The organism is Streptococcus pseudopneumoniae (assembly GCF_001076775.1).
GTDB classification, from domain to species: domain Bacteria; phylum Bacillota; class Bacilli; order Lactobacillales; family Streptococcaceae; genus Streptococcus; species Streptococcus pseudopneumoniae_G.
In genome coordinates, this window is the sequence record NZ_JVGV01000026.1 from 1 (window position 1) to 24,837 (window position 24,837).

General features: G+C 39.6%; 25 protein-coding genes and 1 tRNA gene. 1 reads left to right on the forward strand and 25 read right to left on the reverse strand.

Annotated features, from left to right (window positions below; genetic code table 11):
• Window positions 1–199: 199 nt before the first annotated feature.
• The 6 genes from ADJ60_RS07630 to pbp2a form a co-directional block, all read right to left on the reverse strand.
• Window positions 200–271: transfer RNA gene (locus ADJ60_RS07630), tRNA-Glu, on the reverse strand.
• 91 nt (window positions 272–362) lie between these two features.
• A complete protein-coding gene (locus ADJ60_RS07635; protein WP_049544452.1) occupies window positions 363–842 on the reverse strand; it encodes a sigma-70 family RNA polymerase sigma factor in 480 nt (159 codons plus the stop codon).
• Window positions 843–962: 120 nt separating this feature from the next.
• A complete protein-coding gene (nusG, locus tag ADJ60_RS07640; protein ID WP_000376740.1) occupies window positions 963–1,499 on the reverse strand; it encodes a transcription termination/antitermination protein NusG in 537 nt (178 codons plus the stop codon).
• Window positions 1,500–1,552: 53 nt separating this feature from the next.
• The gene (gene secE, locus ADJ60_RS07645) at window positions 1,553–1,729 is read right to left on the reverse strand and encodes a preprotein translocase subunit SecE (RefSeq protein ID WP_001210990.1); all 177 of its coding nucleotides are present in this window, start codon (window positions 1,727–1,729) and stop codon (window positions 1,553–1,555) included.
• 9 nt (window positions 1,730–1,738) lie between these two features.
• The gene (gene rpmG, locus ADJ60_RS07650; RefSeq protein WP_001809375.1) at window positions 1,739–1,891 is read right to left on the reverse strand and encodes a 50S ribosomal protein L33; all 153 of its coding nucleotides are present in this window, start codon (window positions 1,889–1,891) and stop codon (window positions 1,739–1,741) included.
• 52 nt (window positions 1,892–1,943) lie between these two features.
• Window positions 1,944–4,139, reverse strand: a complete 2,196-nt coding sequence (gene pbp2a / locus ADJ60_RS07655; protein ID WP_049544453.1) for a penicillin-binding protein PBP2A — start codon at window positions 4,137–4,139, stop codon at window positions 1,944–1,946.
• Window positions 4,140–4,225: 86 nt separating this feature from the next.
• Between pbp2a and ADJ60_RS07660 the strand changes: the two genes are divergently transcribed.
• Window positions 4,226–5,101: an RluA family pseudouridine synthase gene (locus tag ADJ60_RS07660; protein WP_080983367.1), complete on the forward strand. Its 876-nt coding sequence runs from the start codon at window positions 4,226–4,228 to the stop codon at window positions 5,099–5,101.
• Between the two features lie 68 nt (window positions 5,102–5,169).
• Here ADJ60_RS07660 and gap read toward each other — a convergent pair whose 3' ends face one another.
• From gap to ADJ60_RS07755, 19 genes are all read right to left on the reverse strand, one after another.
• Window positions 5,170–6,180, reverse strand: a complete 1,011-nt coding sequence (gene gap, locus ADJ60_RS07665) for a type I glyceraldehyde-3-phosphate dehydrogenase (protein ID WP_049492462.1) — start codon at window positions 6,178–6,180, stop codon at window positions 5,170–5,172.
• 318 nt (window positions 6,181–6,498) lie between these two features.
• Complete coding sequence (adhE, locus tag ADJ60_RS07670; protein ID WP_049544457.1) at window positions 6,499–9,150, reverse strand: bifunctional acetaldehyde-CoA/alcohol dehydrogenase; 2,652 nt, start codon at window positions 9,148–9,150, stop codon at window positions 6,499–6,501.
• Window positions 9,151–9,450: 300 nt separating this feature from the next.
• On the reverse strand, window positions 9,451–9,861 hold the full coding sequence (locus tag ADJ60_RS07675; RefSeq protein WP_000429317.1) for an MORN repeat-containing protein: 411 nt from the start codon (window positions 9,859–9,861) through the stop codon (window positions 9,451–9,453).
• A complete protein-coding gene (locus ADJ60_RS07680) occupies window positions 9,848–10,291 on the reverse strand; it encodes a low molecular weight protein-tyrosine-phosphatase (protein WP_049544459.1) in 444 nt (147 codons plus the stop codon). Before ADJ60_RS07680 ends, ADJ60_RS07675 begins: the two co-directional genes overlap by 14 nt.
• Window positions 10,292–10,337: 46 nt before the next feature.
• The gene (yajC, locus tag ADJ60_RS07685) at window positions 10,338–10,637 is read right to left on the reverse strand and encodes a preprotein translocase subunit YajC (protein ID WP_049544460.1); all 300 of its coding nucleotides are present in this window, start codon (window positions 10,635–10,637) and stop codon (window positions 10,338–10,340) included.
• A gap of 116 nt (window positions 10,638–10,753) precedes the next feature.
• Window positions 10,754–12,730 (reverse strand): transketolase, encoded by a 1,977-nt coding sequence (tkt, locus tag ADJ60_RS07690; protein WP_049544462.1) that lies wholly within the window; start codon window positions 12,728–12,730, stop codon window positions 10,754–10,756.
• A gap of 113 nt (window positions 12,731–12,843) precedes the next feature.
• Entirely contained in the window at window positions 12,844–13,935 is a 1,092-nt protein-coding gene (ulaG, locus tag ADJ60_RS07695) for an L-ascorbate 6-phosphate lactonase (protein WP_049544464.1), read from the reverse strand.
• 111 nt (window positions 13,936–14,046) lie between these two features.
• Window positions 14,047–15,732 (reverse strand): BglG family transcription antiterminator, encoded by a 1,686-nt coding sequence (locus ADJ60_RS07700; RefSeq protein ID WP_049544466.1) that lies wholly within the window; start codon window positions 15,730–15,732, stop codon window positions 14,047–14,049.
• Between the two features lie 166 nt (window positions 15,733–15,898).
• Window positions 15,899–16,606, reverse strand: a complete 708-nt coding sequence (locus ADJ60_RS07705; RefSeq protein ID WP_004238502.1) for an L-ribulose-5-phosphate 4-epimerase — start codon at window positions 16,604–16,606, stop codon at window positions 15,899–15,901.
• A gap of 1 nt (window position 16,607) precedes the next feature.
• Window positions 16,608–17,471 (reverse strand): L-ribulose-5-phosphate 3-epimerase, encoded by an 864-nt coding sequence (locus ADJ60_RS07710; protein WP_000252119.1) that lies wholly within the window; start codon window positions 17,469–17,471, stop codon window positions 16,608–16,610.
• Window positions 17,472–17,474: 3 nt separating this feature from the next.
• Window positions 17,475–18,140 (reverse strand): 3-keto-L-gulonate-6-phosphate decarboxylase UlaD, encoded by a 666-nt coding sequence (locus ADJ60_RS07715; protein ID WP_049544468.1) that lies wholly within the window; start codon window positions 18,138–18,140, stop codon window positions 17,475–17,477.
• A gap of 16 nt (window positions 18,141–18,156) precedes the next feature.
• Window positions 18,157–18,642 (reverse strand): PTS sugar transporter subunit IIA, encoded by a 486-nt coding sequence (locus ADJ60_RS07720; RefSeq protein WP_001049925.1) that lies wholly within the window; start codon window positions 18,640–18,642, stop codon window positions 18,157–18,159.
• Between the two features lie 76 nt (window positions 18,643–18,718).
• Window positions 18,719–19,000: a PTS sugar transporter subunit IIB gene (locus ADJ60_RS07725; protein ID WP_000241466.1), complete on the reverse strand. Its 282-nt coding sequence runs from the start codon at window positions 18,998–19,000 to the stop codon at window positions 18,719–18,721.
• A 22-nt stretch (window positions 19,001–19,022) separates the two neighbouring features.
• Window positions 19,023–20,480, reverse strand: a complete 1,458-nt coding sequence (locus ADJ60_RS07730) for a PTS ascorbate transporter subunit IIC (RefSeq protein ID WP_049544470.1) — start codon at window positions 20,478–20,480, stop codon at window positions 19,023–19,025.
• 130 nt (window positions 20,481–20,610) lie between these two features.
• A complete protein-coding gene (locus tag ADJ60_RS07735) occupies window positions 20,611–21,234 on the reverse strand; it encodes a hypothetical protein (RefSeq protein ID WP_049544471.1) in 624 nt (207 codons plus the stop codon).
• A 50-nt stretch (window positions 21,235–21,284) separates the two neighbouring features.
• The gene (gene jag, locus ADJ60_RS07740; protein WP_049544473.1) at window positions 21,285–22,274 is read right to left on the reverse strand and encodes an RNA-binding cell elongation regulator Jag/EloR; all 990 of its coding nucleotides are present in this window, start codon (window positions 22,272–22,274) and stop codon (window positions 21,285–21,287) included.
• A 17-nt stretch (window positions 22,275–22,291) separates the two neighbouring features.
• Entirely contained in the window at window positions 22,292–23,116 is an 825-nt protein-coding gene (locus tag ADJ60_RS07745) for a membrane protein insertase YidC (protein WP_204374301.1), read from the reverse strand.
• Window positions 23,091–23,462 (reverse strand): ribonuclease P protein component, encoded by a 372-nt coding sequence (gene rnpA, locus ADJ60_RS07750; protein ID WP_033679593.1) that lies wholly within the window; start codon window positions 23,460–23,462, stop codon window positions 23,091–23,093. Before rnpA ends, ADJ60_RS07745 begins: the two co-directional genes overlap by 26 nt.
• Before the next feature lie 149 nt (window positions 23,463–23,611).
• Window positions 23,612–24,802, reverse strand: a complete 1,191-nt coding sequence (locus ADJ60_RS07755; RefSeq protein WP_049544477.1) for an acetate kinase — start codon at window positions 24,800–24,802, stop codon at window positions 23,612–23,614.
• Between the last annotated feature and the right edge of the window lie 35 nt (window positions 24,803–24,837).

Consider the following 24,837-nt stretch of genomic DNA (forward strand, 5'->3'; position numbering starts at 1 on the left):
TTTTTTCATTGTTCAGTACTACAACCTTAGTTGTAGTGCCCTGCACATTGGTTCGTCTTGTTCAGTTTTCAAAGGTCTTTGTCACTCACTTCTCTCAAGCGACAACTATATTAGTATATCACAGGTGCTTTCGCTTGTCAACACTTTTTTGAAACTTTTTTAATCTTTTTTCATCAAGTGTTCCATCCGCAACATACCATAGTCCGTACGGGATTCGAACCCGTGTTACCGCCGTGAAAAGGCGGTGTCTTAACCCCTTGACCAACGGACCAGAGTTGTTATTTTCAACTCTTACTATTATACAGGCTTTTTATTTTTTGTCAACAACTTTTTCTGTTTTTTTCTTTTTTTTGCATAGCTTCTTACCGAGTACGGATATCAAACTCCTTAAACACAATACGTAAGTCTTTTAATACTCTTTGACGCCCTCGGAAGCGTTCATGTCTTAGGACCCGTTCTAACTCTTCTTGTTTGTCTTTACTTTGTTTACTTCTATAATCTCTTAGTGTCTCATGAAAGAGATAATAATCATCTAGACACAGACCTCCCTCACTGATACGATGACTAATCTCACCTACTTCTTCATAGGGTTCTTTATCATATCTTCGTTTTTGACTTTCTTGCTTACGGATATAGTCTAGAATTCGATTACGGAACTTAGTTTTGAAATATTTTCTTAAACGAGGAATGTCTTCTACTATTCCTTCTTCTCTACTAATCAATTCATGTAAGCAAATCATCCCCTCTTGGTCCCAATCCGATAGCTCCCATAAATGAAGGTAATATTCATTTCTACTTTTATATACAATTCCCTGGACTTCTTTATACAATTCTTTAAACATAACGTTCCCCTTTCTAGATACAGTTTAACAGATTCAGAAACACTTTTGTCCCATTTTCCCCATTCTGTTCCCTACACCGTCTAAACTGCACAAAAAAGAGAGGACAGGCCTCTCTTGGGGTTATAATTCTGCAATTTGGTTTAGGTTTACTTCTGCAACTGTGTCATTACCAAACATAGAGATAATCATCTTCACTTTATTGTTATCAATCTCTGTAATCTTACCAGTATAGTCTGCAAAAGCTCCATCAATGATACGTACAGTTTGACCAACTTCAACATCGATATCAAACTCCTGTACAGTTTGTCCCATAGAAACCAAGATATCACGGATTTCTTGTTCCAATAATGGAGTTGGTTTTGATCTATTTCCGTGAGATCCAACGAATCCTGTAACGTTTGGTGTGTTTCGAACAACAAACCAAGCTTCATCTGTCATCACCATTTCCACAAGAACATAACCTGGAAAGCGATTCTCTTCTACTTCTTTTCTCTTTCCATTTTTTTCAACTTGCACTGTTTGTGTTGGAATTTCAACACGTAAAATATTATCCAACATATTGTAGGTTTGTGCACGTTGTAATAGATTTTCTTTTACCTTATTTTCATAACCAGAATAGGTTTGTAAGACAAACCATCCTTTATCAAAACTATCCATGATACTTCCTTTCATAATAGAAGATTTCTAGCGTGAATAACTCCGCAGGTCTTCTAAAAAATGTTAATAAATCGAATCAAACCTGAAACAATCAACTTGTCAAAAATATAAATAATCACAACAAAGAAAGCTGTGTATTCCATGATAGAACGAAAATCTCTCCAGCTTTCCTTGCGAGTTGGCCATGTTGTGTCTTTAAGAAGTCTAAAAATATCTCCAATAAAACGCATCGCTCTCTCCTATCTCGTTTCTCTGTGTGTAGTGTACTTACCACAATGTTTACAAAATTTATTTACTTCTAGTCGTGTTGGCTTGGGGTTTCCGCTGATCTTGATTGAATAGTTTCTCGAACCACAAACCGCACAAGCTAGGCTTGCTTTTTTTAGTGCCATAACGCCTCCATCTTATCTATTATAACAAGAAAGATAGGCTTTGACAAGCATCTTAACGAAATAGATTGACTACCGAATCCCATATCGTTTGAGCCTTTTCCTTAATCTTCGCATCCGAGATAGCACGACTGGCCTCATCTACCAGATTTTGCGCACGACTTCTAATATCAGAAAGGGTATCATCCGTCTGATTCGTTTCATTACTCTGCACTTGATTTCTTGTATTGGCTGGTGCAATTCCATTTTGCTGATAAGCATTTTCAACCGTGAAGGTACTTCCTGGCGTATAAGGTAAAATGGTATTGGCAATGTTTCTAAAGACATGGGCTGCACCGTTTGAAGTAGAGCCAGCTAGATAGTGATTTTCATCAGTCGTCGGGAAACCAAGCCAGTGACTAATCACTACATCCGGTGTATAACCAATCACCCACTGGTCACTTGTGTATTCAGGATTGAAAACAGCTTCAGTTGTTCCAGTTTTTCCTGCCATGACATAATCTGCAGGAGATGAACTAATACCGGTACCGTTGGTAAATGTCCCCAACATCATACTGGTCATCTTATCAGCTACAGACTTATCAATCACCCGTTTTTGTGAATTTTTATGGCTCGCAATGACCTGACCACTAGCATTTTCAATTCTACTAATAAAATGAGCTTCCGGCATTAAACCTTCATTTGCAAAGGCAGCATATGCTTGAGCCATTTGCAGAGGGTTGGTTTCAACACCACTTCCCAAGGCGACGCCAAGAACACGATCGACCTTTTCCATGTTGAGTCCGAATTTTTCGCCCGCCTCAAAAGCCTTGTCGACGCCCAAATCATTAACAGTGGCAACAGCAGGCAGATTAAGCGATTCTGCCAAGGCTTGATACATAGGAACTTCTCGACTCGTTTTGATCCCTGCATAGTTATCAACCTTATAGCTATCATACTGCATGGTATGGTTATCCAACTGCTTATTCAAAGCCCAGCCTGCTTCAACTGCTGGCGTATAAACAACTAAAGGCTTAATTGTAGAACCAGGACTACGTTTTGATTGAGTTGCATAGTTGAAATTCCGGAATCCAGTTTTATCATTATCAGCAACTTGACCGACAACTCCACGAACTCCCCCTGTTTTTGGTTCGAGAGCTACACTTCCTGATTGAGCAAATGTTCCATCCTCTGCCCTAGGAAATAGAGCTGTATTTTCATAGACAACCTGCATATTTGCTTGGTAGTTTTGGTCCAACTCTGTGTAAATGCGGTAGCCATTATTGACAATTTCTTCCTCTGTTAGATTATACTTGGAAACGGCTTCATTAACCACCGCATCAAAATAAGAAGGATAGCGGTAATCTGAAATTTTCCCTTCATACTTATCGTGCAATTGCGAAGTCATATCAACTTCAACAGCTTCGGTTTCTTGGTTTTTATCAATGTAACCCGCTGCAACCATATTCTGCAAGACAGTATCGCGCCGATTGGTAGAATCTTCTACGGAATTCAAGGGATTATACAGTTCCGGCCCCTTGAGCATCCCTGCCAGAGTCGCAGCTTGATCCAAACTCACTTCTGATGCAGAAACTCCAAAGTATTTCTTACTCGCATCTTCTACACCCCACACACCATTTCCAAAATAAGCGTTGTTAAGGTACATGGTTAGAATTTGATCCTTACTATATTTTTTTGTTAATTCTAAGGCAAGGAAAAATTCTTTCGCTTTTCTCTCAACAGTTTGATCCTGCGACAGATAGGCGTTTTTAGCCAGCTGTTGGGTAATAGTAGAACCACCACCTGAACGACCAGCAGTTACAATAGCCAAGAAGAAACGACCATAGTTAATCCCGTCATTTTTATAAAAAGAACGGTCTTCTGTCGCAATAACGGCATTCTGCAAATTTTTACTGATATCAGTCAATTCAACATAAGTTCCTTTTTGACCAGACAAGGCACCGGCCTCTTTTTCTTCACGGTCAAAAATGATAGTCCGAGTTTTCAAGGCATTTTGTAAATCATTGACATTGGTTGACTTGGCTACAGCAAACAAATAGGTTCCAACTAGCAAACCTGCACTCAAACCTAGTATAAGGACAATCTTTGTTAGATGATAGCGACGCCAGAATTTTCGAATCGGACCTACTTGGGCTAATTTTTTTCGATCACTACGAGAGCGACGTAAGCTAGTAGAATCAGAATCCTCTGATTCACTTGTTTCTTTTTTAAAAAGAGAAAGAAATTTCTCGAATAATTTATCTAATTTCATGCGTTTATTTTATCATCTTCATCATAGGAAGACAAGAATTTAGCTATTTCCTATCCAAATAGGGCTTTTTTTGTTACAATATCTGTATGAAATTCACATTTACATTACCAGACTCTCTACCTCAAATGACGGTAAAGCAATTACTTGAGGAACAACTCCTCATCCCTAGAAAAATCCGTCATTTTTTGAGAATCAAGAAACATATTTTGATAAATCAAGATGAAGTTCACTGGAACGAAATCATAAATCCTGGAGATATTTGCCAGTTAACTTTTGACAAGGAAGATTATCCCGAAAAAGAAATCCCTTGGGGCAATCCTAACCTCGTTCAAGAGGTTTATCAAGATCAACACTTGATTATTGTCAACAAACCAGAGGGGATGAAAACGCATGGTAATCAGCCAAACGAAATCGCCCTTCTTAACCATGTCAGTGCCTATGTTGGCCAAACCTGCTATGTCGTTCATCGTCTGGACATGGAAACCAGTGGTTTGGTTCTCTTTGCCAAAAATCCTTTTATCCTGCCTATTCTCAATCGCTTACTGGAGAAAAAAGAGATTTCTAGGGAATATTGGGCACAGGTCGACGGACATATCAACAGCAAAGAACTTGTTTTCAAAGACAAAATTGGACGTGATCGCCATGATCGCAGAAAGCGAATAGTTGATACAAAAAATGGACAATATGCTGAAACACATGTAAGCAGATTAAAGCAATTTCCAAACAAAACTTCCTTGGTTCGTTGCAAGCTAAAGACAGGGCGAACCCATCAGATTCGTGTGCACCTTTCGCATCATAATCTTCCTATCCTGGGTGACCCTCTCTATAATAGTAAATCAAAAACAAGTCGGCTTATGCTCCACGCCTTTCGACTGTCCTTTACCCATCCGCTTACATTAGAGAAATTAAGCTTCAATGCACTTTCAGATACTTTCGAAAGAGAATTAAAAAAGAATGGATGATTGTGTCATCCATTTTTCCATATAAGAAAAGCAAGACCAATAGGCCTTGCTTTTTATCGACTCATGAATTATTTAGCGATTTTTGCGAAGTATTCAAGAGTACGAACAAGTTGTGCAGTGTATGACATTTCGTTGTCGTACCATGATACAACTTTAACCAATTGTTTACCGTCAACGTCAAGAACTTTAGTTTGAGTTGCGTCAAACAATGAACCGTAAGACATCCCTACGATATCTGAAGATACGATTGGATCTTCTGTGTAACCGTATGATTCGTTTGAAGCTGCTTTCATAGCTGCGTTCACTTCATCAACAGTAACGTTCTTTTCAAGAACAGCTACCAATTCAGTAACTGATCCAGTTGGAGTTGGAACGCGTTGTGCAGATCCGTCAAGTTTACCGTTCAATTCTGGGATTACAAGACCGATAGCTTTTGCAGCACCAGTTGAGTTAGGAACGATGTTTGCAGCACCAGCGCGAGCACGGCGAAGGTCACCACCACGGTGTGGTCCGTCAAGGATCATTTGGTCACCAGTGTAAGCGTGGATAGTAGTCATCAATCCTTCAACAACACCAAAGTTGTCTTGAAGAGCTTTAGCCATAGGAGCCAAGCAGTTTGTAGTACATGAAGCACCTGAGATAACTGTTTCAGTACCATCAAGAACATCGTGGTTAGTGTTGAATACAACTGTTTTAACGTCGTTTCCACCAGGAGCAGTAATAACAACTTTCTTAGCTCCACCTGGGTGCAAGTGTTTTTCAGCAGCTGCTTTCTTAGCAAAGAAACCAGTAGCTTCAAGAACGATTTCTACACCGTCGTTAGCCCAGTCGATTTGTTCTGGATCACGTTCAGCAGAAACACGGATGAATTTACCGTTAACTTCAAATCCACCTTCTCTAACTTCCACAGTTCCGTCGAAACGACCTTGAGTTGTGTCATATTTCAACAAGTGTGCAAGCATAACTGGATCTGTAAGGTCGTTGATGCGAGTAACTTCAACACCTTCTACGTTTTGGATACGGCGGAAAGCAAGACGACCGATACGTCCGAAACCGTTAATACCAACTTTAACTACCATTAGTGATTTCCTCCTTATGAAAATCATGAAATTTTTATTGTGAAAAGAGTAACTTGAATCACTACAAATCACCTTTCAACAAACCTATTATATAACTATTTGAGTTGAATTGCAAGTACGGGCGTTGTTTTTTGTCTACACCTCACTTATTTTTCTTTCTCCTTTGAAAGCCTATACTGCTGTCTTTCTTTGTCTACCTAGTCATTTACCGGTTTCCTTTTAAAATGAAAAGTGAAAATAGAAAAGCTAAAAATTATTTTCAATCTTTCAATTTTACAAAAAAGAGACAGGAAATTCCTGCCTCTAGGCTGATAACAATTATTTACGGCGTCCTGGTCTTTCTTTGTAGCCATAGTAAGAATCTTCGATGATTTCTTGCATATGGTCAACCATTGGAAGGCGTGGGTTAGCTGGTGAACATTGGTCTTCGTAAGCAAGGAAGGCTAATTCACGTGAATGTTCTTTCCATTCTTTTTCGTCGATACCTTGTGCTTTGAAGTTCATTTGGATACCTACGCGCTCACCAAGTTCATAGACAGCTTTTGCGTAAGATTCCACACCTTCTTCTGGAGTAGAAGCTGGAAGTCCAAGCATACGAGCGATATCTTGGTACTTCTCATCTGCACGGTAGTAGTTGTACTTAGGCCATGTTGCTGTCTTAGCTGGACGTGTACCGTTGTAGCGGATGACGTATGGAAGCAAAATTGCATTAGTACGACCGTGGATTGTGTGGAATTGCGCACCAATCTTATGGGCCATTGAGTGAGAAATACCTAGGAAGGCATTGGCAAAGGCCATACCAGCGATTGTTGAAGCATTATGCATTTTCTCACGTGAGTGGAAGTCTGCATTTTTAACTGAGCTTTCAAGATTTTCGAATACAAGTTTGATTGCTTGAAGTGCAAGACCGTCAGTGTAGTCGCTAGCCATTTGTGATACGTAAGCTTCAGTCGCGTGAGTCAATACGTCCATACCAGTATCCGCAGCAACAAATCCAGGAACTGTCAATACCAAGGCAGGGTCTACGATTGCCACAGTTGGTGTCAATGAGTAGTCAGCGATTGGGTATTTGCGGTTGTTTGCTTTATCAGAGATAACGGCAAATGGAGTTACTTCAGATCCTGTACCAGATGTAGTTGGGATCGCGATAAATTTAGTCTTCTTACCAAGTAATGGGAATTTGAAGGCACGTTTACGGATATCCATGAATTTTTGGACAAGGTCACGGAAGTCCACTTCTGGTTGTTCGTAGAAGAGCCACATTACTTTAGCAGCATCCATTGGAGATCCACCACCGAGAGCGATGATTGTATCTGGTTTGAAGGCACGCATAATCTCAGTACCACGGTTTACAGTTGTGATATCTGGATCTGGTTCTACATCAGCAAAGATTTGGTAAACAACCTTATTGCGACGAAGGTCAAGTTGTTCGATGATACGATCAAGGAAGCCAAGCTCTACCATGGCATGGTCAGTAACGATCATGACACGTTCAACGTCACGACATTTTTGAAGGTATTGAATTGAATCACGTTCAAAGTATGTTTTTGAAGGAAGTTTCATCCATTGCATGTTATTTCTCCGTCTTCCGACTTTTTTGATATTCAAGAGGTTAATGGCACTAACGTTATCCCCAACTGAGTTGCGTCCGTAAGAACCACATCCAAGTGTCAATGATGGCAAGAAGGCATTGTAAACGTCCCCGATACCACCGAAAGTAGAAGGTGAGTTACAGATAACACGAATAGCTTTAACAGCTTTACCAAATTCTTTAGTCAATTCTTCGTCAGCTGTGTGGATAGCTGCTGAGTGTCCAAGACCGTTAAATTCCACCATTTGACGAGCTTTATTAATACCATCTTCACGGCTTTCAGATTTCAAAACTGCGATAACTGGTGACAATTTTTCACGAGTCAATGGCTCATTTTCACCAACTTCTTTACATTCAGCAGCAAGAATGTTTGTTCCTTCTGGAACTGTAAATCCTGCTTGTTCTGCAATCCAAGTTGCTGGTTTACCAACGATGTCAGCGTTCAATTTTGCACCAGCACAGTTTTTGCTGTTTGCTTTTACGCCGAAGCAGAACTCTTCAAGAAGAGCTTTTTCTTTTTTGTTTACAAAGTAAGTGTGATAAGATTTGAACTCTGCTACAAATTCATCATAAATTTCTTTATCAATAATAACCGCTTGTTCAGATGCACAGACCATACCGTTGTCAAACGATTTAGACATGACGATATCGTGTGCAGCTTGGCGAATGTTAGCTGATTTTTCAACATAAGCTGGAACGTTCCCGGCACCTACCCCAAGAGCTGGTTTACCACAAGAGTACGCCGCTTTAACCATGGCATTACCACCTGTTGCAAGGATTGTTGCAATACCTTCGTGGTTCATAAGGGCACTAGTTGCTTCCATAGATGGTTCAGTGATCCACTGTACACAGTTTTCAGGAGCTCCTGCTTTAATCGCAGCATCACGAACAATTTGAGCTGCGTGAGCTGATGATTCTTGAGCTGATGGGTGGAAGGCAAAGACGATTGGATTACGTGTCTTCAATGAAATCAATGCCTTAAAGATTGCTGTCGAGGTAGGGTTAGTTGTTGGAGTGATACCACAAACAACACCAACTGGTTCAGCAATAAGAGTTAAACCTGTTACATCGTCTTCTTCGATAACGCCAACTGTTTTAGTGTGACGCATGTTGTTTACTACGTGTTCACAAGCAAACAAGTTCTTAGTTGCTTTATCTTCAAATACACCACGTCCTGTTTCTTCAAAGGCATGTAAAGCCAATTCTCCGTGGGCATCCAAAGCTGCCACTGACGCTTTAGCTACGATGTAGTCGACCTGATCTTGGTCGAGTTTACGCATTTCTTCAAGAGCAACTAAAGCTTTTTGCACCAAGCCATCGACATGCTTTTCAGCAGCGAGTTTCTTTTCCTCTGGTGTCACAGTTTTTTTATCAGCCATATTTTCCTCCATAGCTTTCAAGGATTGATATCCTTTGTTAATTTTTTCACAAGTTTATTATAACGCATTATTTTAACTTTGTAAACAGTTTCATAAACATTTCACAAAGAATTTTTTATTGTTTGTGAATTTTTTCTCATTTTCTTTACTTATCAAGTTTTTTCTTTAAAGTTTGTGAAATTTATTTCAAATATTTTTTTATTTCACAAACTTACTTGGAAGGGGAGCTTGGAAAGAAAGGAATTTACAGGTAAGCGCTTACTTTGAGATTCTAACAATACCTCCTTTGATAAGGAGGCTTTATTTTTGTTGAAAAACGCCTTGTTTAAAAGTCCCTTCATAAACGACTTCTTGTTCTGTTGTTAGTTTCCCTTTTCCTTCAGCCTGACCATTTACAAAATCACCTTCGTAGGTCCAGCCTTCTTTAGATTGAAAGGTACCTTTTCCGTTGAAAGCTCCATTGTTGAAACCACCAGTATACTGGTCTCCATTTTGGAAGGTAATGGTACCTTGTCCATTCATTTTACCACGTACAAGACTGCCATCGTAAACAATCGTTCCATTATCGAGTTTTAAGACACCTTTTCCGGGAATATTTAGAAAAAAGACGAGTACAGCACAGAAAACAATGGCAACTACTGCTAAAAGCTCTAAACGTGGACGAGTCAGATACACTCGATACTTTTCGTAAAAATTCTTAAGATTTTCCACCTTCACTCTCCTTTTCTAAACGTTCTAACCAAGCTTGACATCCCTCTTGAACACGCTGATAAGTTTCCTCAAAATCACCTGTATACCAAGGATCTGGGACACTTTCAGATGCGAATGAGTAAATCTTATCTTTACAGTCTGCTGGACACATCTGACGTAAGTCAGAAACATTTGAAACGTCCATTCCGATAATATAATCAAAGGATTCAAAATCTTCCTTACTAATCTGAAGCGATGTTTTGGCTTTGTCGTAAGGAATCTCATACTGTTGAAAAATCCCTTGAGTTCCCTTATGAATCGGATTGCCATGTTCCCAAGAAGAAGTCGCTCGACTTTGGATTTCATAATTATCTGTCATTGATTTCATAACAAACTCAGCCATAGGACTACGGCAAATATTCCCCAGACAGACAAAGGCTAGTTTTTTCATCCCATTTCCTTTCTTTTATAGAAAAACGGGAGTTAGTAATCCCGTCTTATTTTTCAATTGCACCTTCGAGTGAAGCTGTTTCTTTCAGCGGTAATACTGTCTTGATAGCGGCTAGTTCAAAAGTCAAGTAAACCCCATCTACATCAAGAACAATTGTTTTCTTTTCTGTATCTACTTCATCTACTGTTCCATAAAGGCCACCGATTGTAATCACTTCATAGCCTTTTTGTAATTTATTCAAGCTTTCCATACGCTTTTGTGCTTGTTTCTTTTGAGAGCGTTGCATAAAGAACATCAAGCCCAACATCGCTACAAGCATAATAAAAAATGTATAATTTGGATTCATTTTCTTCTCCTTTGTCTTTTACATAGGACTACTATATCAAATTTCAGCTACTTTTACAAGATTGTACCTTGCTTTTCTAACAAGAAAAACCAGAGCTTGCGCCCTGATTTTTAGAATTATTTCAAGTTTTGAACGACTTTTACAAGATTTTCAACTGTAAAGCCATATTCTGCCAATACTTTTGGTGCTGGTGCAGAGGCTCCGAAGGTATCAATACCGAGAACGGCGCCATCAAGACCAACGTATTTGTACCAGTTTTGAGTTGCACCCATTTCAACTGCAACACGACGGCGAACTGCATTTGGAAGAATTTCTTCCTTGTATGCTGCATCTTGTTTATCAAAGACATCTGTAGATGGCATGCTGACTACGCGGACTTTTGCGCCTTGACTAGCCAATTCTTTGGCAGCTGAGACAGCAAGATTAACCTCTGATCCTGTTGCAATCAAGATGGTATCAAAGTCGGCTGCATTTTCATAGACAACATAAGCACCTTTAGCAACTTTATCAAAGTCTGTTCCTTCTTCAACAGTCAAGTTTTGACGGGTCAAGACAAGGGCGGTTGGTGTTTTCTCACTTGTCACTGCAAGGTACCAAGCTGCTTGCGTTTCACGCGCATCTGCTGGACGGAAAACATTCAGATTTGGCATGGCACGAAGACCTGCTAAGTGCTCAACTGGTTCGTGAGTTGGGCCATCTTCCCCTACCGCAATAGAATCGTGGGTAAAGACATAAGTCACAGGAAGTCCTTGTAAGGCTGACAAGCGGACAGCTGCCTTCACATAGTCAGAGAAGACAAAGAAAGTTCCACCATATACACGAAGTCCACCATGAAGGGCCATCCCGTTCAAGATCGTTCCCATTGCAAATTCACGAACACCAAACTGAATGTTACGGTTCAAGCGATTGGCATCGTCTTGAAGTCCGTCAGTTTTGATATAAGTCATGTTTGAGTGAGCAAGGTCAGCTGAACCTCCTAAGAAGGTTGGCAACTTAGCCGCTACAACGTTTAAGGCATCCTGACTCGAGTTACGAGTTGCTTGAGAGAAGCCATTTTCTAATGCTGGGAAGTCTGCTGGAGTCACTTCAACTGGATCACGTCCGTCGATGATGGCTTCTACTTCTGCAGCCAATTCTGGGTGAGCTTCTTTATAATCAGCAACTAGCTTTGTCCAAGTTTGATAAGCTGATGCGCCACGGTCTGCAACATTTTCCTTGAAATCAGCATAAACTTGCTCTGGAATTTCAAATGGTTCATAGTCCCAACCAAGCGCTTGGCGAGTTGCCGCAGTTTCATCTGCTCCAAGAGGAGCACCGTGTACAGCATTAGTTCCTTGTTTGTTTGGAGAACCATATCCAATAACCGTCTTCACTTCAATCAAAGATGGTTTGCCTGAAGCTTTAGCCGTTTCGATAGCAGCGTGGATAGCTTCCAAGTCTGTTCCATCTTCAACCAAGGCAGTATGCCAACCGTAGGCATTGTAACGGTCACGAACACTTTCTGTAAAGGAATCCTTTGTCTCACCATCCAAGTTGATGTCATTTGAATCATAAAGAACAACCAATTTGTCTAGTTTTTGCAAGCCTGCGTATGAAGCCGCCTCGCTTGAGACACCTTCCATCAAGTCTCCATCTCCACAGATAACATAAGTATAGTGGTCAAAGATATTGTAGCCTTCACGGTTATATTTGGCTGCCAAGAAACGTTCTGCTTGGGCAAAACCAGTGGCAGTTGAAATCCCTTGTCCTAGAGGACCTGTTGTAGCATCAATTCCTGCTGTATAGCCAAATTCTGGATGACCTGGTGTTTTTGAACCCCATTGGCGGAAGCTCTTGATCTCATCCATGCTGACATCTTCAAAACCAGAAAGGTGAAGAAGGGCATATAGAAGCATTGAACCATGACCAGCTGAAAGAATAAAACGGTCGCGGTTAATCCAGTTTGGTTGAGCTGGATTGATACGAAGTTGTTTTGTAAAGAGGCTGTAAGCCATCGGAGCTGCTCCCATGACCACACCTGGGTGACCTGAGTTGGCTTTGTTGATAGCGTCAATACCTAGGAAACGAATTGCATTAACAGATAGATTTGACATAGAATTTCCTTTCTATTTGAGGTGATTATTAGATCACACATTCTATTCTACTATTATATGAAAATTATCCGTATCATGCAACATACGGATAACCTCCAAAGAATATTTTTATATTATAGCAAAGCTTTAAATTGAATGTTAGAGTCTTGTTCAAAACAATCATCAAAACCACGTGGATGATGGTATTCTACTAAGTGTTGATCTTGAGGATAAGTGTACTTACCGCCAACTTCCCAGATAAATGGATGGAAATCGTATTGCAAGCGATCTTTTCTCATTTTCCAAAGTTCTAGAATCTCATTAGTAGAAGCCATGAAGTTAGACCAGATATCATAGTGAACTGGGATAATGACTTTGGTACGCAGATTTTCTGCCATACGAAGAAGGTCGATAGATGTCATTTTATCTTGGATACCTACCGGATTTTCACCATAGTTATTCAAAGCAACATCAATTTTAAAGTCTTTACCATGTTTTGCAAAATAGTTTGAGAAGTGAGAATCTGCACCATGATAGATGGTTCCACCTGGTGTTTCAAAGATATAGTTAACAGCCTTTTGAGCCATTTCTTCATCTGTAACAGCTAAGCCAGCAAGTTCACCGCCTGTCTCATCAGCACCGTTCACTGGGAGAGTTACCAAGCAAGTACGGTCAAATGATTCTACTGCATGAATCTTCATATCTTTTAATTCGATAGTGTCACCTGGTTTAACAACGATGATACGTTCTTTTGGAACACCCCATCCTTCCCAGATTCGTCCACAGTGGTAAGGACCGATAAACTTAACATGCTCTAACTTAGGATTGTTGAGAATTGCTGCAGCTGTGTATTGGTCGATATGATCACTATGGAAGTGTGAAACTAAGTAATAGTCTAGTTCGTTGATAGCAAATGGATCGATAACCATTGGCTGAACACGCAAGTTTGGTTGCAACTTACGAACACCTGCCATATTTGCCATTTGGTGCCCACGAACCATATCTTTCACTTTTTTGGTTGATTTTCCACGGTTTGACCAAAGGTCCATGACAACGTTAGCACCACCTGGTGTCTTAATCCAAGTACCACAGTTGCCTAGCCACCACATGGCAAAGTTGCCTTCAGGTACGACTTCTTCTTCGATTTCTTCGTTCAACCATGTTCCCCACTCTGGGAAAGTAGCTAAAATCCATGACTCTCTTGTAATTTCTTTGACGTTTGGCATATGTTGCCTCCTTTGGATATAATTGTTATCTTTGAAACTAGTATACCACCCTTCAAAACACTAAAAAAGACCAAGAAAAACACAGGTTTGTGTTCATCATTGGACTGTCCTTCAAATATCTTCCAAAAAAGCTTGAACTACTATTTCTTGATTTATAAGTGTTTGAACCTCTTCTTGGAACTTACTAGCCAACTTGCTGTCTACAATATAAGACGAAATAAGACTAGAAAGATTTTCACTGAAACTTTTGCTCTCATTACGAAATATATTGTGTTTAAGATAGTCGAGCATTTTCAAAATATCTTCTGCTTCAAGGATAGGATTAACCCTTAAAATCGGAAATCTGCTATCCAAATCATCATTAGTAGTAATCACTACATCAACTTGTGCAATATCTTCCACACTCTTAAATTGTTCTGTTGTAAATACAGTGCCAATTTGCTCATTTGGAAAATAAAGTTTGCATTGTTTCAGCAAAAGTCTCGAAACCGCAACACCTTCATCACAAACAAGATAAACTTTTTTCATATTTTTTTGAGACGATGGTGTATACTTTAAAAATCCTCCAATATGAATCGTCAAATAGGCAATATCATCGTCTGTTAGCCGAATAAACCATGCTCCTTCTAAAATTTCCGCAGATTTTCTAGTGACTAAAAATAATTCTCCATACTTGGATCGAATTTGTTTTGTTAGAGGATTTTTAGAAAAAATACCGTAAGTCTTTCTAAATAACAAGGCTTTACAGTGGATCATCAAATTTCTTAACAAATCATCCTTGTTCTCAATCTCCATTCGGATTTGTGATTCAAAATACCAGATAAATTCTTCTAAAGCAAGTTTTAATTGCCGAAAATCATCACTTTCTGCATGAATATCCAAATCTTTACGATAGGAGAGGAGAAGAACAGCTACAAGAGAAACTTCAAGTTCTGACAAAGAAATTTTAAACTTTTGAAACAACCGCTCTCCTAATTTCTTAGATACCTGATACTCTATTCTTTTTCTTATCAAAGAAAATTCTTTCTCTATATCCTGATGTCTTTCTTGATACTGTTCAACATTATAACAGCTTAACAGCAAATAAGGTAGAACCTGCAACATAAAAGTTACTTCATGATGGTTTATTTTCTTCCCTAAATCTTGTTCAACTAAAGGAACCTGTTCCTTAAAAAATTGGTTCATTTCAACAGAAAGCAAACACTCATCATCTAACCTCTCTTTTAACCTCTCTTTCATCTTATCTTCTAAAATAGATACAAAAGTGGCATTCTCTTCCATAAAAATATGATATAGAAGCGATTGAAGATACTGAATTTTATTAAGAGGGTGGGCATGAAGGTGGTATCCCTGTGACTTGCTCACTTGCAAGGTCACCTGATATTGTTCCAAAGTTAGTTGATAACGAATACTATTCAAATCATTGAGAACAGTATTCCTAGATACCTCTGTTAACTCCATCAATTTTTCAATCGTAATACGTTCTTTAGAAATACCTATCCATAGTAACATTATCATCATACGTTCATGAGCACTCATGATATAATCGTACGAATCTACTTCCGATAATAGTTCACAACAAGCATCTCTCTGCTCTTCCGTTAAGTGAATACCAATTCGTGGAATACTAATGATGTGAAGCGCCTCGTCACCCAGAGCAGCATTGATTTTGTCAATGTGATAATAAATTTTCCTTCTTGACTCTTTCAAATCTTTCGAAATCGCCATAATCGTTTTGGACGTTTCTTGATCCATCAAATATTGAAGCAAATCACAACTTGCCTTATCCAGTACCATATTTCATACTCCTCTATCAATCAACTGCCTTGAAAACAACTTTATAATAGTATCACATTCACTAACGCATTTCAATTATCAACAGTAGTCTCTTAATAACGAATACTTACAATTACAAAAGCGAGGCTTGGATCGAAAGGTCCTAGCCTCTTTTCAATTCAATTTCTTATTTCTTTTGACCATAATAAGCATTTGGTCCATGCTTACGTTGGTAGTGTTTTTCTAGAATGTACTGGGGAGCAGGTTCAACTCTTGGATTGATTTGTTCTGTAAAGCGATTCATCTTTGATACTTCCTCTAGTACGACAGAGTGATAAACAGCATTCTCTGGATTTTTGCCCCAGGTGAATGGACCGTGATTGCGTACAACAATTCCTGGTACTTCAACCGGGTTAAGTCCGCGACGTTCAAACTCTTCTACGATAACCAGGCCAGTATCTTTTTCATAGGCCACTTCTACTTCGTCCTTGGTCAAACTACGGGCGCAAGGGATTGAACCGTAGAAATAGTCTGCATGGGTTGTTCCGTAGAAAGGAATATCACGACCTGCCTGAGCCCAACCAACAGCTTCTGTCGAATGAGTGTGGACTACACTACCAATTTCTGACCAAGCCTTATATAACTGCACATGAGTTGGAAGATCAGAAGATGGTCTTAAATCTCCTTCTAGAACTTGGCCATCCAAGTCCGTCACCACCATGTTTTCAGGTGTCAATTCGTCATAATCCACGCCTGATGGTTTGATAACAATGACACCGAGTTCGCGATTGACTTCCGATACATTTCCCCAGGTAAATTTAACAAGTCCATGTTTTGGTAATGATTGATTGGCATTACAGACTCGTTTACGCATATCGTTTATTACTTGATTCATCTTACATCAAACCTGCTTTCTTAATTAGTGGGTAGAGAAAAGCTTGGGCCTCTTGAATGGCTGCGCGGGTTTCTTCTACAGTTTCACAATTTTCAGACCACATTTCGATTAGGAAAGGTCCATTATAATTGGTTTGTTTTAAAATATCGAAAGCTTCTTCCCATTTGACACAACCTTGCCCAAAAGGTACATCTCGGAACTGGCCCTTTGAATTTTCTGTCACTGCATAAGTATCCTTGAGATGGAGAGCTGCGATGGCATGATGCCCAAGATAAAATTCACTGTAGACATCATTATGCCATGCAGACACATTACCAATATCTGGATATACAAAAAGGTAGGGAGAGTCAATATCCTTTTCTACAGCCAAGTATTTTTCGATACTATTGATAAAAGGATCATCCATAATTTCAATAGCAAGTACCACCTGAGCTTCTTCAGCCCAGTCACAGGCTTTTCTCAAATTTTTGATAAAACGTTGGCGTGTCTGGGGTGACTTTTCCTCATAGTAAACATCGTAACCAGCTAGTTGAATCGTACGAACTCCCAAATCTTGAGCTAATTCGATACATTTTTTCATGAGTTCTAGAGATTTTTCCTCTAGAACTGGATCACTTGATCCCAATGGGTAGCGACGATGGCCTGAAAAACAAATAGAAGGAATACGAACACCAGTTTCATAGATTGCTTTGACAACTTCCAAGCGTTCTTCCTTACTCCAGTCAAGTCTTGCTAAACGCTCGTCACGTTCGTCAATAGACATCTCGACAAAATCAAAGCCTAACTCCTTTGCAAAATTTAAACGTTCTAGCCAAGTAAAGTGTATCGGGGTTGCCTTTTCATAAATTCCAATTGGACGTACCATGGTTTACCCCCAAATTCGTTTAATTTCATCCTTGAAGGCACGCGCTGCTCCTGCTGGATCCGCAGCTTCTGTAATTCCACGACCTGCGATGAAGGTAAAGACATCAACGCCTTCAAATAGTTTGAGAGTATCTACATCTAGACCACCTGTTACAGACACACGGAAGCCCATGTCGATGAGTTTTTTAACCTTATTAAGGTCTTTTTCACCCCAAGTCTCACCAGCAAGAAGTGCATCACGAGATTGGTGATAAATAGCTTGTGAGATACCAGCATCTAGCCAAAGCTGAGCTTGTTCAAAAGTCCAATCGCCATAAAGTTCAATCTGGATTTCGCCTCGGTCTCCACGTTCAGCCGTGATAGCCTTTAGAGCCGCTTCCATAGTAGGGATAGTTGCACAACAGATACAAGTCATCCAATCGGCACCACGAACGGCATTATTTTTGGCAACTGTTCCACCAGCATCGGCACATTTTGTGTCTGCCACAATAATCTTATCTGGAAAAAGGCTTCGCAAGACTTCAACCAGTTCACTTCCAACTTGTAATAAGCAAACAGTTCCAGCTTCGATAATATCTACTTCCTGACCAACAGAAACAGCTGCTTTAATCGCTCCTTGCAAGTCTGAATGATCTAATGCAACTTGTAAATTAGGTATTCTTTTTGTCATCTCTTTATTCCTCTTTCTAACTTTCCAAATCCAATCCCTCGAGATAAGGGCTATCCTTAGATTCTTCAATCATCGCCAAGACATCTTCCTTAGTCTGGCAAGCCTGTAAACGTGCGATAGAATCTTCTAATTCAAACAAGGCAATAATCTGTGGAATGGCTACACTTGTGTGAATTTTTGAGCTTGTTGCTGCTAGTGCCAACAAAACTGAAACTTCTTTCCCATCTGAAAATACAACAGGATTTTGTAAGGTGATCAATGAAAAGGCATCTCTTTGCACTCCAGCTTCAGGTCTAGCATGGGGCATAGCCATACCTGGCATTAAGATATAGTATGGGCCATACTCTTCAGTCGATTCGATAATAGCATCGTAATACTCTGGCAAAATTGCTCCACTTTCAATCAAGGGATCTACTGCTACCTTGACTGCTTCTTTCCAGTCTTTAGCTTCTAAACCTAGTCGGATCGAGTCATTGTCAATTAAAGCTTGTTTTAAATTCATATCTGCCTCCTTTATTTAAAGAGGGAGAAGGACAGAAACGATGACTCTCAGTTTCTATCCAGCCCCCTCCAACCTTTTACTGTAGTGCTTGACTGAGTTTTTCAGTGATTTCTTTATCATCCATCAAGTTGTCAAGCCCAATTAACTTCCCATTAGTTCGCCCTTCCAATTCTTGGATCAAATGAAGAGAAGCGATTACGATGTCATATCCTGCTGCTAAACCTTTAGCTTCACCGACACTGCATGAATTGACTGTAAAATCTGTTTGATTAAGCTTACGGAGAGCATTTTCAACCTTCATCTTGATAACCATTGATGAACCCATTCCATTTCCGCACGCTGCTAATACTTTAACCATTTTATTTCTCCTTTTCTAGATACTAAGCTTCTTCTTGAACTTCACCATTGTAATATTTCTCTTTATCTTTTGCTTTGGCAAATTGAAGTTGAGGAATAACAAGCAAGAAGAGACACACAAGTACATAACCAACAATACCAAGGTATTTGAAGATATATCCAAATCCAAGCCATGGGAATTCAAAGTCGATATTTCCATGGTAACCACCATAAGATGCTAAATCAAGAAGAGCTACACAGAGAGCTCCTAAAGCAACTTGGAGAACACCTGAGATGAAGGATAGGATAACAGCCGCTTTCCATCCGCCGCGTTTATCAGCGTAGACCGCAATGGCTGCATTGTCAAAGAACACTGGTACAAATCCTGTAATAATAAGAATCGGATTTTTAAAGACGATGAGCAAGACAATTGTGATCAATTGACCAATCAAACCAAAGGCAAATCCTGACAAGACAGCGTTTGGAGAACCAAATCCATAAGAAGCTGCAACGTCAACCGCTGGGAATGAGCCTGGCAACAATTTGTTTGAAATACCTTGGAAGGCGTTTGTCAACTCAGATACGAACATGCGGACACCTTGCATCAAAACGAACAAGTAAACTGAGAAGGTAAAGGCTGTTTGAATAATGTACATAAAGAAATCTTGTTTAGCAGGATTGAATAGAGTTCCTGAAGTGATGACTTCTTTATTAGACATAATGTCTGGACCCAAGATTAAAAGAATGGCTCCGAAGAATACGAGCATCAAGGTAGCAGATGCAACAACTGTATCGTGGAAGATTGAGAGGAACTTAGGTAATTTAAGATTGTCTAAACTTTCTTCTTTCTTACCAAAGCGTCCTGCTACTTTATCTACAAACCAGATTGCAAATTGCTGTTGGTGACCAATCGCAAATCCGCCACCACCAGTCAAGCGTTGAGTTGCCTCAACAGTCATATTTGAACTAACTGCCCAGTAAAGTCCACAGATGATACCAATCGCTGCTGTACCGTAAGCATTGCGCAATTGTGGTACTAAGAATAGAACCATAAGAGATACTGTTGCAGCTTGTTGTACCATGATGTGACCAGTAATAAAGAGGGTTCTTACCTTCGTGATCTTGCGAAGAGCTACGAGCAAGATATTTATTCCGAAACCAATCAATAGAGCTGTAGTTGCAGTTCCAACAAAATCTGGAAACTCTGCTGCAATTTTGTTGTTTGCTGCAGCAAGTCCAAAGTAAGGGTCGATAACCGCTGCACCAATTTGGAATTTGTAGTTAAGGGCTGCTAAGATCGGACGGAAGGTTGTAACCAAACCACCTGCACCCACATTGAGCAACATATACCCTACTGTTGCTTTAACAAACCCTGAGAAAACGTCGTGGGCAGGTTTTTTCAAAAGTGCGTATCCTATCAACACCAATAAACCTACGAAAAATGCGGGATTCTGCAAAATATTGCTAGAAAACCAATTTAGAACACTTGAAATGACTTCCATAATTGTTCTCCTTTTGAATTGTTTTTGTAGGTTTATTATATAATTTGAAAGCGTAAACAAAAAGACCAAGAATTACACAGCGGACTGTTCACTCTTGGACTGTATGATTTATGATATTTTAATGATTAGCTTAGTTTCTCGTAGCTAGATAAAATGGAAGAATTTTATCATAAGATTTCAGTAGGGCTTCTACGATTTCTTCTTCAGATGAATTCTCTGTTATAGGGACATCTATTTTAACTAACACTTTTCGGACTTCCTGATTGGATAGTTTATTTCTTAAAATTTGACGATTTTCTTCGTTCGCATCCCACCGTTGACTTTGATCATCAGAGTAGACTAGATAATAAATCCCTTCAACGGTTGGAATTTCTAAAACTTTGACCTGCTTACCTAGAGTTTGCTCATCTTTCTTGCGCTCGATGAAACTGACTTCTAAGGAAATACCAAAATCAGAAGGATTCCCGTACAAACGTAAGGCTAGCATAGGTTCAGTCACTTTCCCCTCACGTTGTAGATAAACCCAAAAATGTGGTCTCAAACGCTGGGCCTGATTCATCCACTGGCTAGTCTGTTGGAGTTGCCATTCTGGATGACTGGTTTGAAATGCTTTAGTCAGTTCTGTAAAAGCCTTTCGAGCCTCTTGGCCTTTATGACGGAATTCCAGCATTTTCTCTCGTTCTTCCCCAGCTTTATCTGGATTACGGTACTGCAAACCTGCAAAGTCTAGATAGTCTCTTATCTTATTCAACATTAGTTTAATCTCCTCTAGCTAGCAAAAAATCAGGATAACCCTGATTTTACTTATTCTGTATCTACAACGACATAACGATTTGGCTCATCACCCTCAGAGTAACTCGTCACGCCATCCATACGTGAAATAATACGATGAATAATCTTGCGTTCGCTATTCGACATTGGATCTGTCTGATGACTGCGCCCTTCTTCTAAAACACGAGTCGCCAATTTTTGCGCATAGGTCTGCAAGACTTCTGCACGGTGTTCGACATAATCATTGACATTGATTGTAATGTAGAAGGTTCTTGAATAGCGGTTGTAAAGATAATTTTGAGCCAACAGTTGCAAGGCCTTCAAGACTTTACCATGGTAGCCGATAATACGACCTGGTTCGTTAGTATCAATTTGCAAATTGATGCTACGACGGTTATAATCATTTGAAAGCGTGGCCTCAACATCCATGTCATCCACAATCGTTTGAACATAAGTCGTTACTTCCGTAGCTACTTGTTCAATATCAAAGCTCGGTTCAACTTTCAAGCCCAAGTCTTCTAGTTCTTGACTTTCAGTTTGCTCAGTTGGGCTTTCAATAATAGGCGTTTCTACTTCTCCTTCGAGAGCAGTTTCTTCAAGTTGTAATTCATTTAAAATCTCAATGTGACCAGTTTCTTCCAAGATAGTGCTGGCATGTCTTTCATGTTTTAAGATTTCAGCCTTGACTTCATCAGAAATACCTTGGCCTTCCTCTTCAATCTTTTTAATTGCTTCTACAACATGACCCAAATCAACCGTTGCTTCACTGACTGTTTTAACAGGCTCATTCAAATCATTAATTTGCTTTGGAACGCCCTTTACAGCCTGCTGATTAGCTTTAATGACCGTTGTTTCACTAATAGCTTCAATATCAACTTGAGCTGGTTTTTTACCAAATAAACCAAGAAAGCCATTTTTTTCACGAGAAATGACTTTGATGTGAGCCTTCAATCTTGGGATATCTAATTCTTTCAATCCTTTCTGGATTGCTTCTTCAACAGTTGAACCTGTAAATACTACCATTACCAGATTCCTCCTTATTATTTCGTTTTCTGAGCCTTTTTCTTGGCTTTTCTTTTTCTATTTTCCAAATCTTTCTGTGCCTGTACTACCGCCTCGCGCTCTGCAATAATCTTGAATGGATTGTTCAAGAAATAGGTTTGCAGGACTTGATAAGCATTGGACACTGTCCAGTATAGGGCGACTCCACCTGGTGCATAAACTGCAAAGATAAAAATCAAGACCGGAATACCATACATCATCGCAGTCGTAGCCCCATTACGCTCAGACAAGGCTTTATTGGATAACCAAGTACTTAAAAAGGTAAATACAGCTGCTAAAATCGGAAGAACAAGGGTTGTATCCACACCACCAAGGTTAATCCATAAGAAATGACCTGTCTTTAAAAAGTCAACTCTTGATAGAGCTTGGAACAAGGCCAAGATAACCGGCATCTGAATCAAAATCGGCCAAAGAGAATCTGACTGTCTGACACCCATTTCTTTAAAGACTTTACGCATTTCTTGCTCTAGCTTGGTTCTGCTTTCCATATCTCGACCTGGATATTGTTCTCGAAGCGCCTTAATACGTGGTTGAGCTTCCTGCATTTTTCTGGAAGCCACCATTTGCACTTGAAAGACTGGCAAAAGCAGTGTACGAATCAAGACTGTAAAGAGAATAATCCCCACTCCGATACTGATATCAAACGATAAAAAGCGAATGATTTCCGCAAAGAAGTAAACAAATTTACTCCAAAAATCAGCCGATTCGGCTGTAATATCGCTAGTTGTCCCATTTGTTGCACAGGCTGTCATGATGAATAGAGACAGTCCAAGCAAACTAGTCAACTGTAATTTCTTTTTCACTCCCATTTCCTTCCTGGTAAATCTTTGATAATTTTAATACGTGGAGTAGATTTTTCTCCATCTCTGCGTATCCCAAGGTTTCGACTCCTTTTCGAGCAATGACAACAAAGTCGACATCTTCTACCAGACTCCCTTTTGCATTCTGGATAATATGCCGAATTCGTCGCTTGATTTGATTTCTAGTGACGGCATTCCCCAGTTTTTTGCTAACTGATAGACCTACTCGAAAATGGTTTTTCTGATTTTCTAATTGGTAGACAACAAATTTGCGATTGGCAAAACTTGTCCCCTCCTTGAAAATCGCCTTAAAATCTTTCTCTCTTTTTACACGAAAGTTTTTCTTCAAAACTCAACTCCATCTATTAAATTACTACTATTATACCATATTTTTCAAAAAAGCCAATCATAGCAAGGTTTTGCACAATTTCATCAGAAAAAGAAGCTGGAAAAATCTCTTTCCCAACTCCTTGTACTAAATATTTTTTCTAGTTTTACTTATTTTTTCAAGCGTTCAACGTCACGGGCAATGACCAATTCTTCATCAGTTGGAATAACCAAAACACGGATCTTCGCTGCCTCTGTTGAGATGTCTCCTGTCACGCCAAAGACGTTCTTTTCTGGATCAACATCACAGCCAAACCAAGAGATACCTGAAATAACATCTTCACGTACATTTGCAGCATTTTCACCAATACCTGCTGTGAAGATAATAGCATCTGCTCCATTTAAGACTGCAAGGTATTGACCGATATGTTTTTGGATACGATCAACATACATTTCATAGGCTAAAGTGGCATCATGATCCCCTTCTTCCATAGCAGCAATCACATCACGCATATCACTAGATTTACCTGAAACCCCCATCAGTCCTGATTCACGATTAAGAACGTGACTAATGTCTTCAGGCGTGTTAAAGTCCTCTGTATATTGCATTAAGTAAGGAATGATAGCTGGGTCAATATCCCCTGTACGAGTTCCCATCATCACACCACCAAGTGGAGTGAATCCCATTGAAGTATCGACAGATTGACCACCCTTAACAGCTGTAATAGAAGCACCATTACCGATGTGGCAAGTAATCAATTTCAAGTCTTCTAATGGACGACCCAAGAGTTTTGCTGCTTCTCCTGCTACAAACTGGTGACTTGTACCGTGGGCACCATATTTACGCACCTTGTTTTCTGTGTAATATTTTGTTGGTAGAGGGTAGCGATAAGCTTTCTCTGGCATAGTTGTGTGGAATGAAGTATCAAAAACAACTACACTGGTAATGTCTGGCAGCAATTCCTTGAAGGCACGAACACCTGCCGCATTGGCTGGATTGTGGAGAGGAGCCAACAAGCTCAACTCTTCAACTTTTTCTAAAACATCTCCCTCAACGACTGTTGATTCTTTGAAATATTCTCCACCTGCAACAACACGGTGTCCAACACCTGTAATCTCATCATAAGCCTTGATAATATCGAAACGAATCAAGTCATCCAATAAGATTTTAACGGCTTGTGTATGATTTTCAATATCCAAAATTTGTTGTTCAGAACGACCATCAAATTTTACAGTTGAAATTGAATCTTTCAAGCCGATACGTTCAATTAAACCTTTAGCAAGAACTTTTTCCTCTGGCATTTGATAAAGTTGCCATTTCAAACTTGAACTTCCCGCATTGATTGCAATTGTTTTTGTCATAACATGATACCCCTTTTTAAGCGTTTTCATCTATT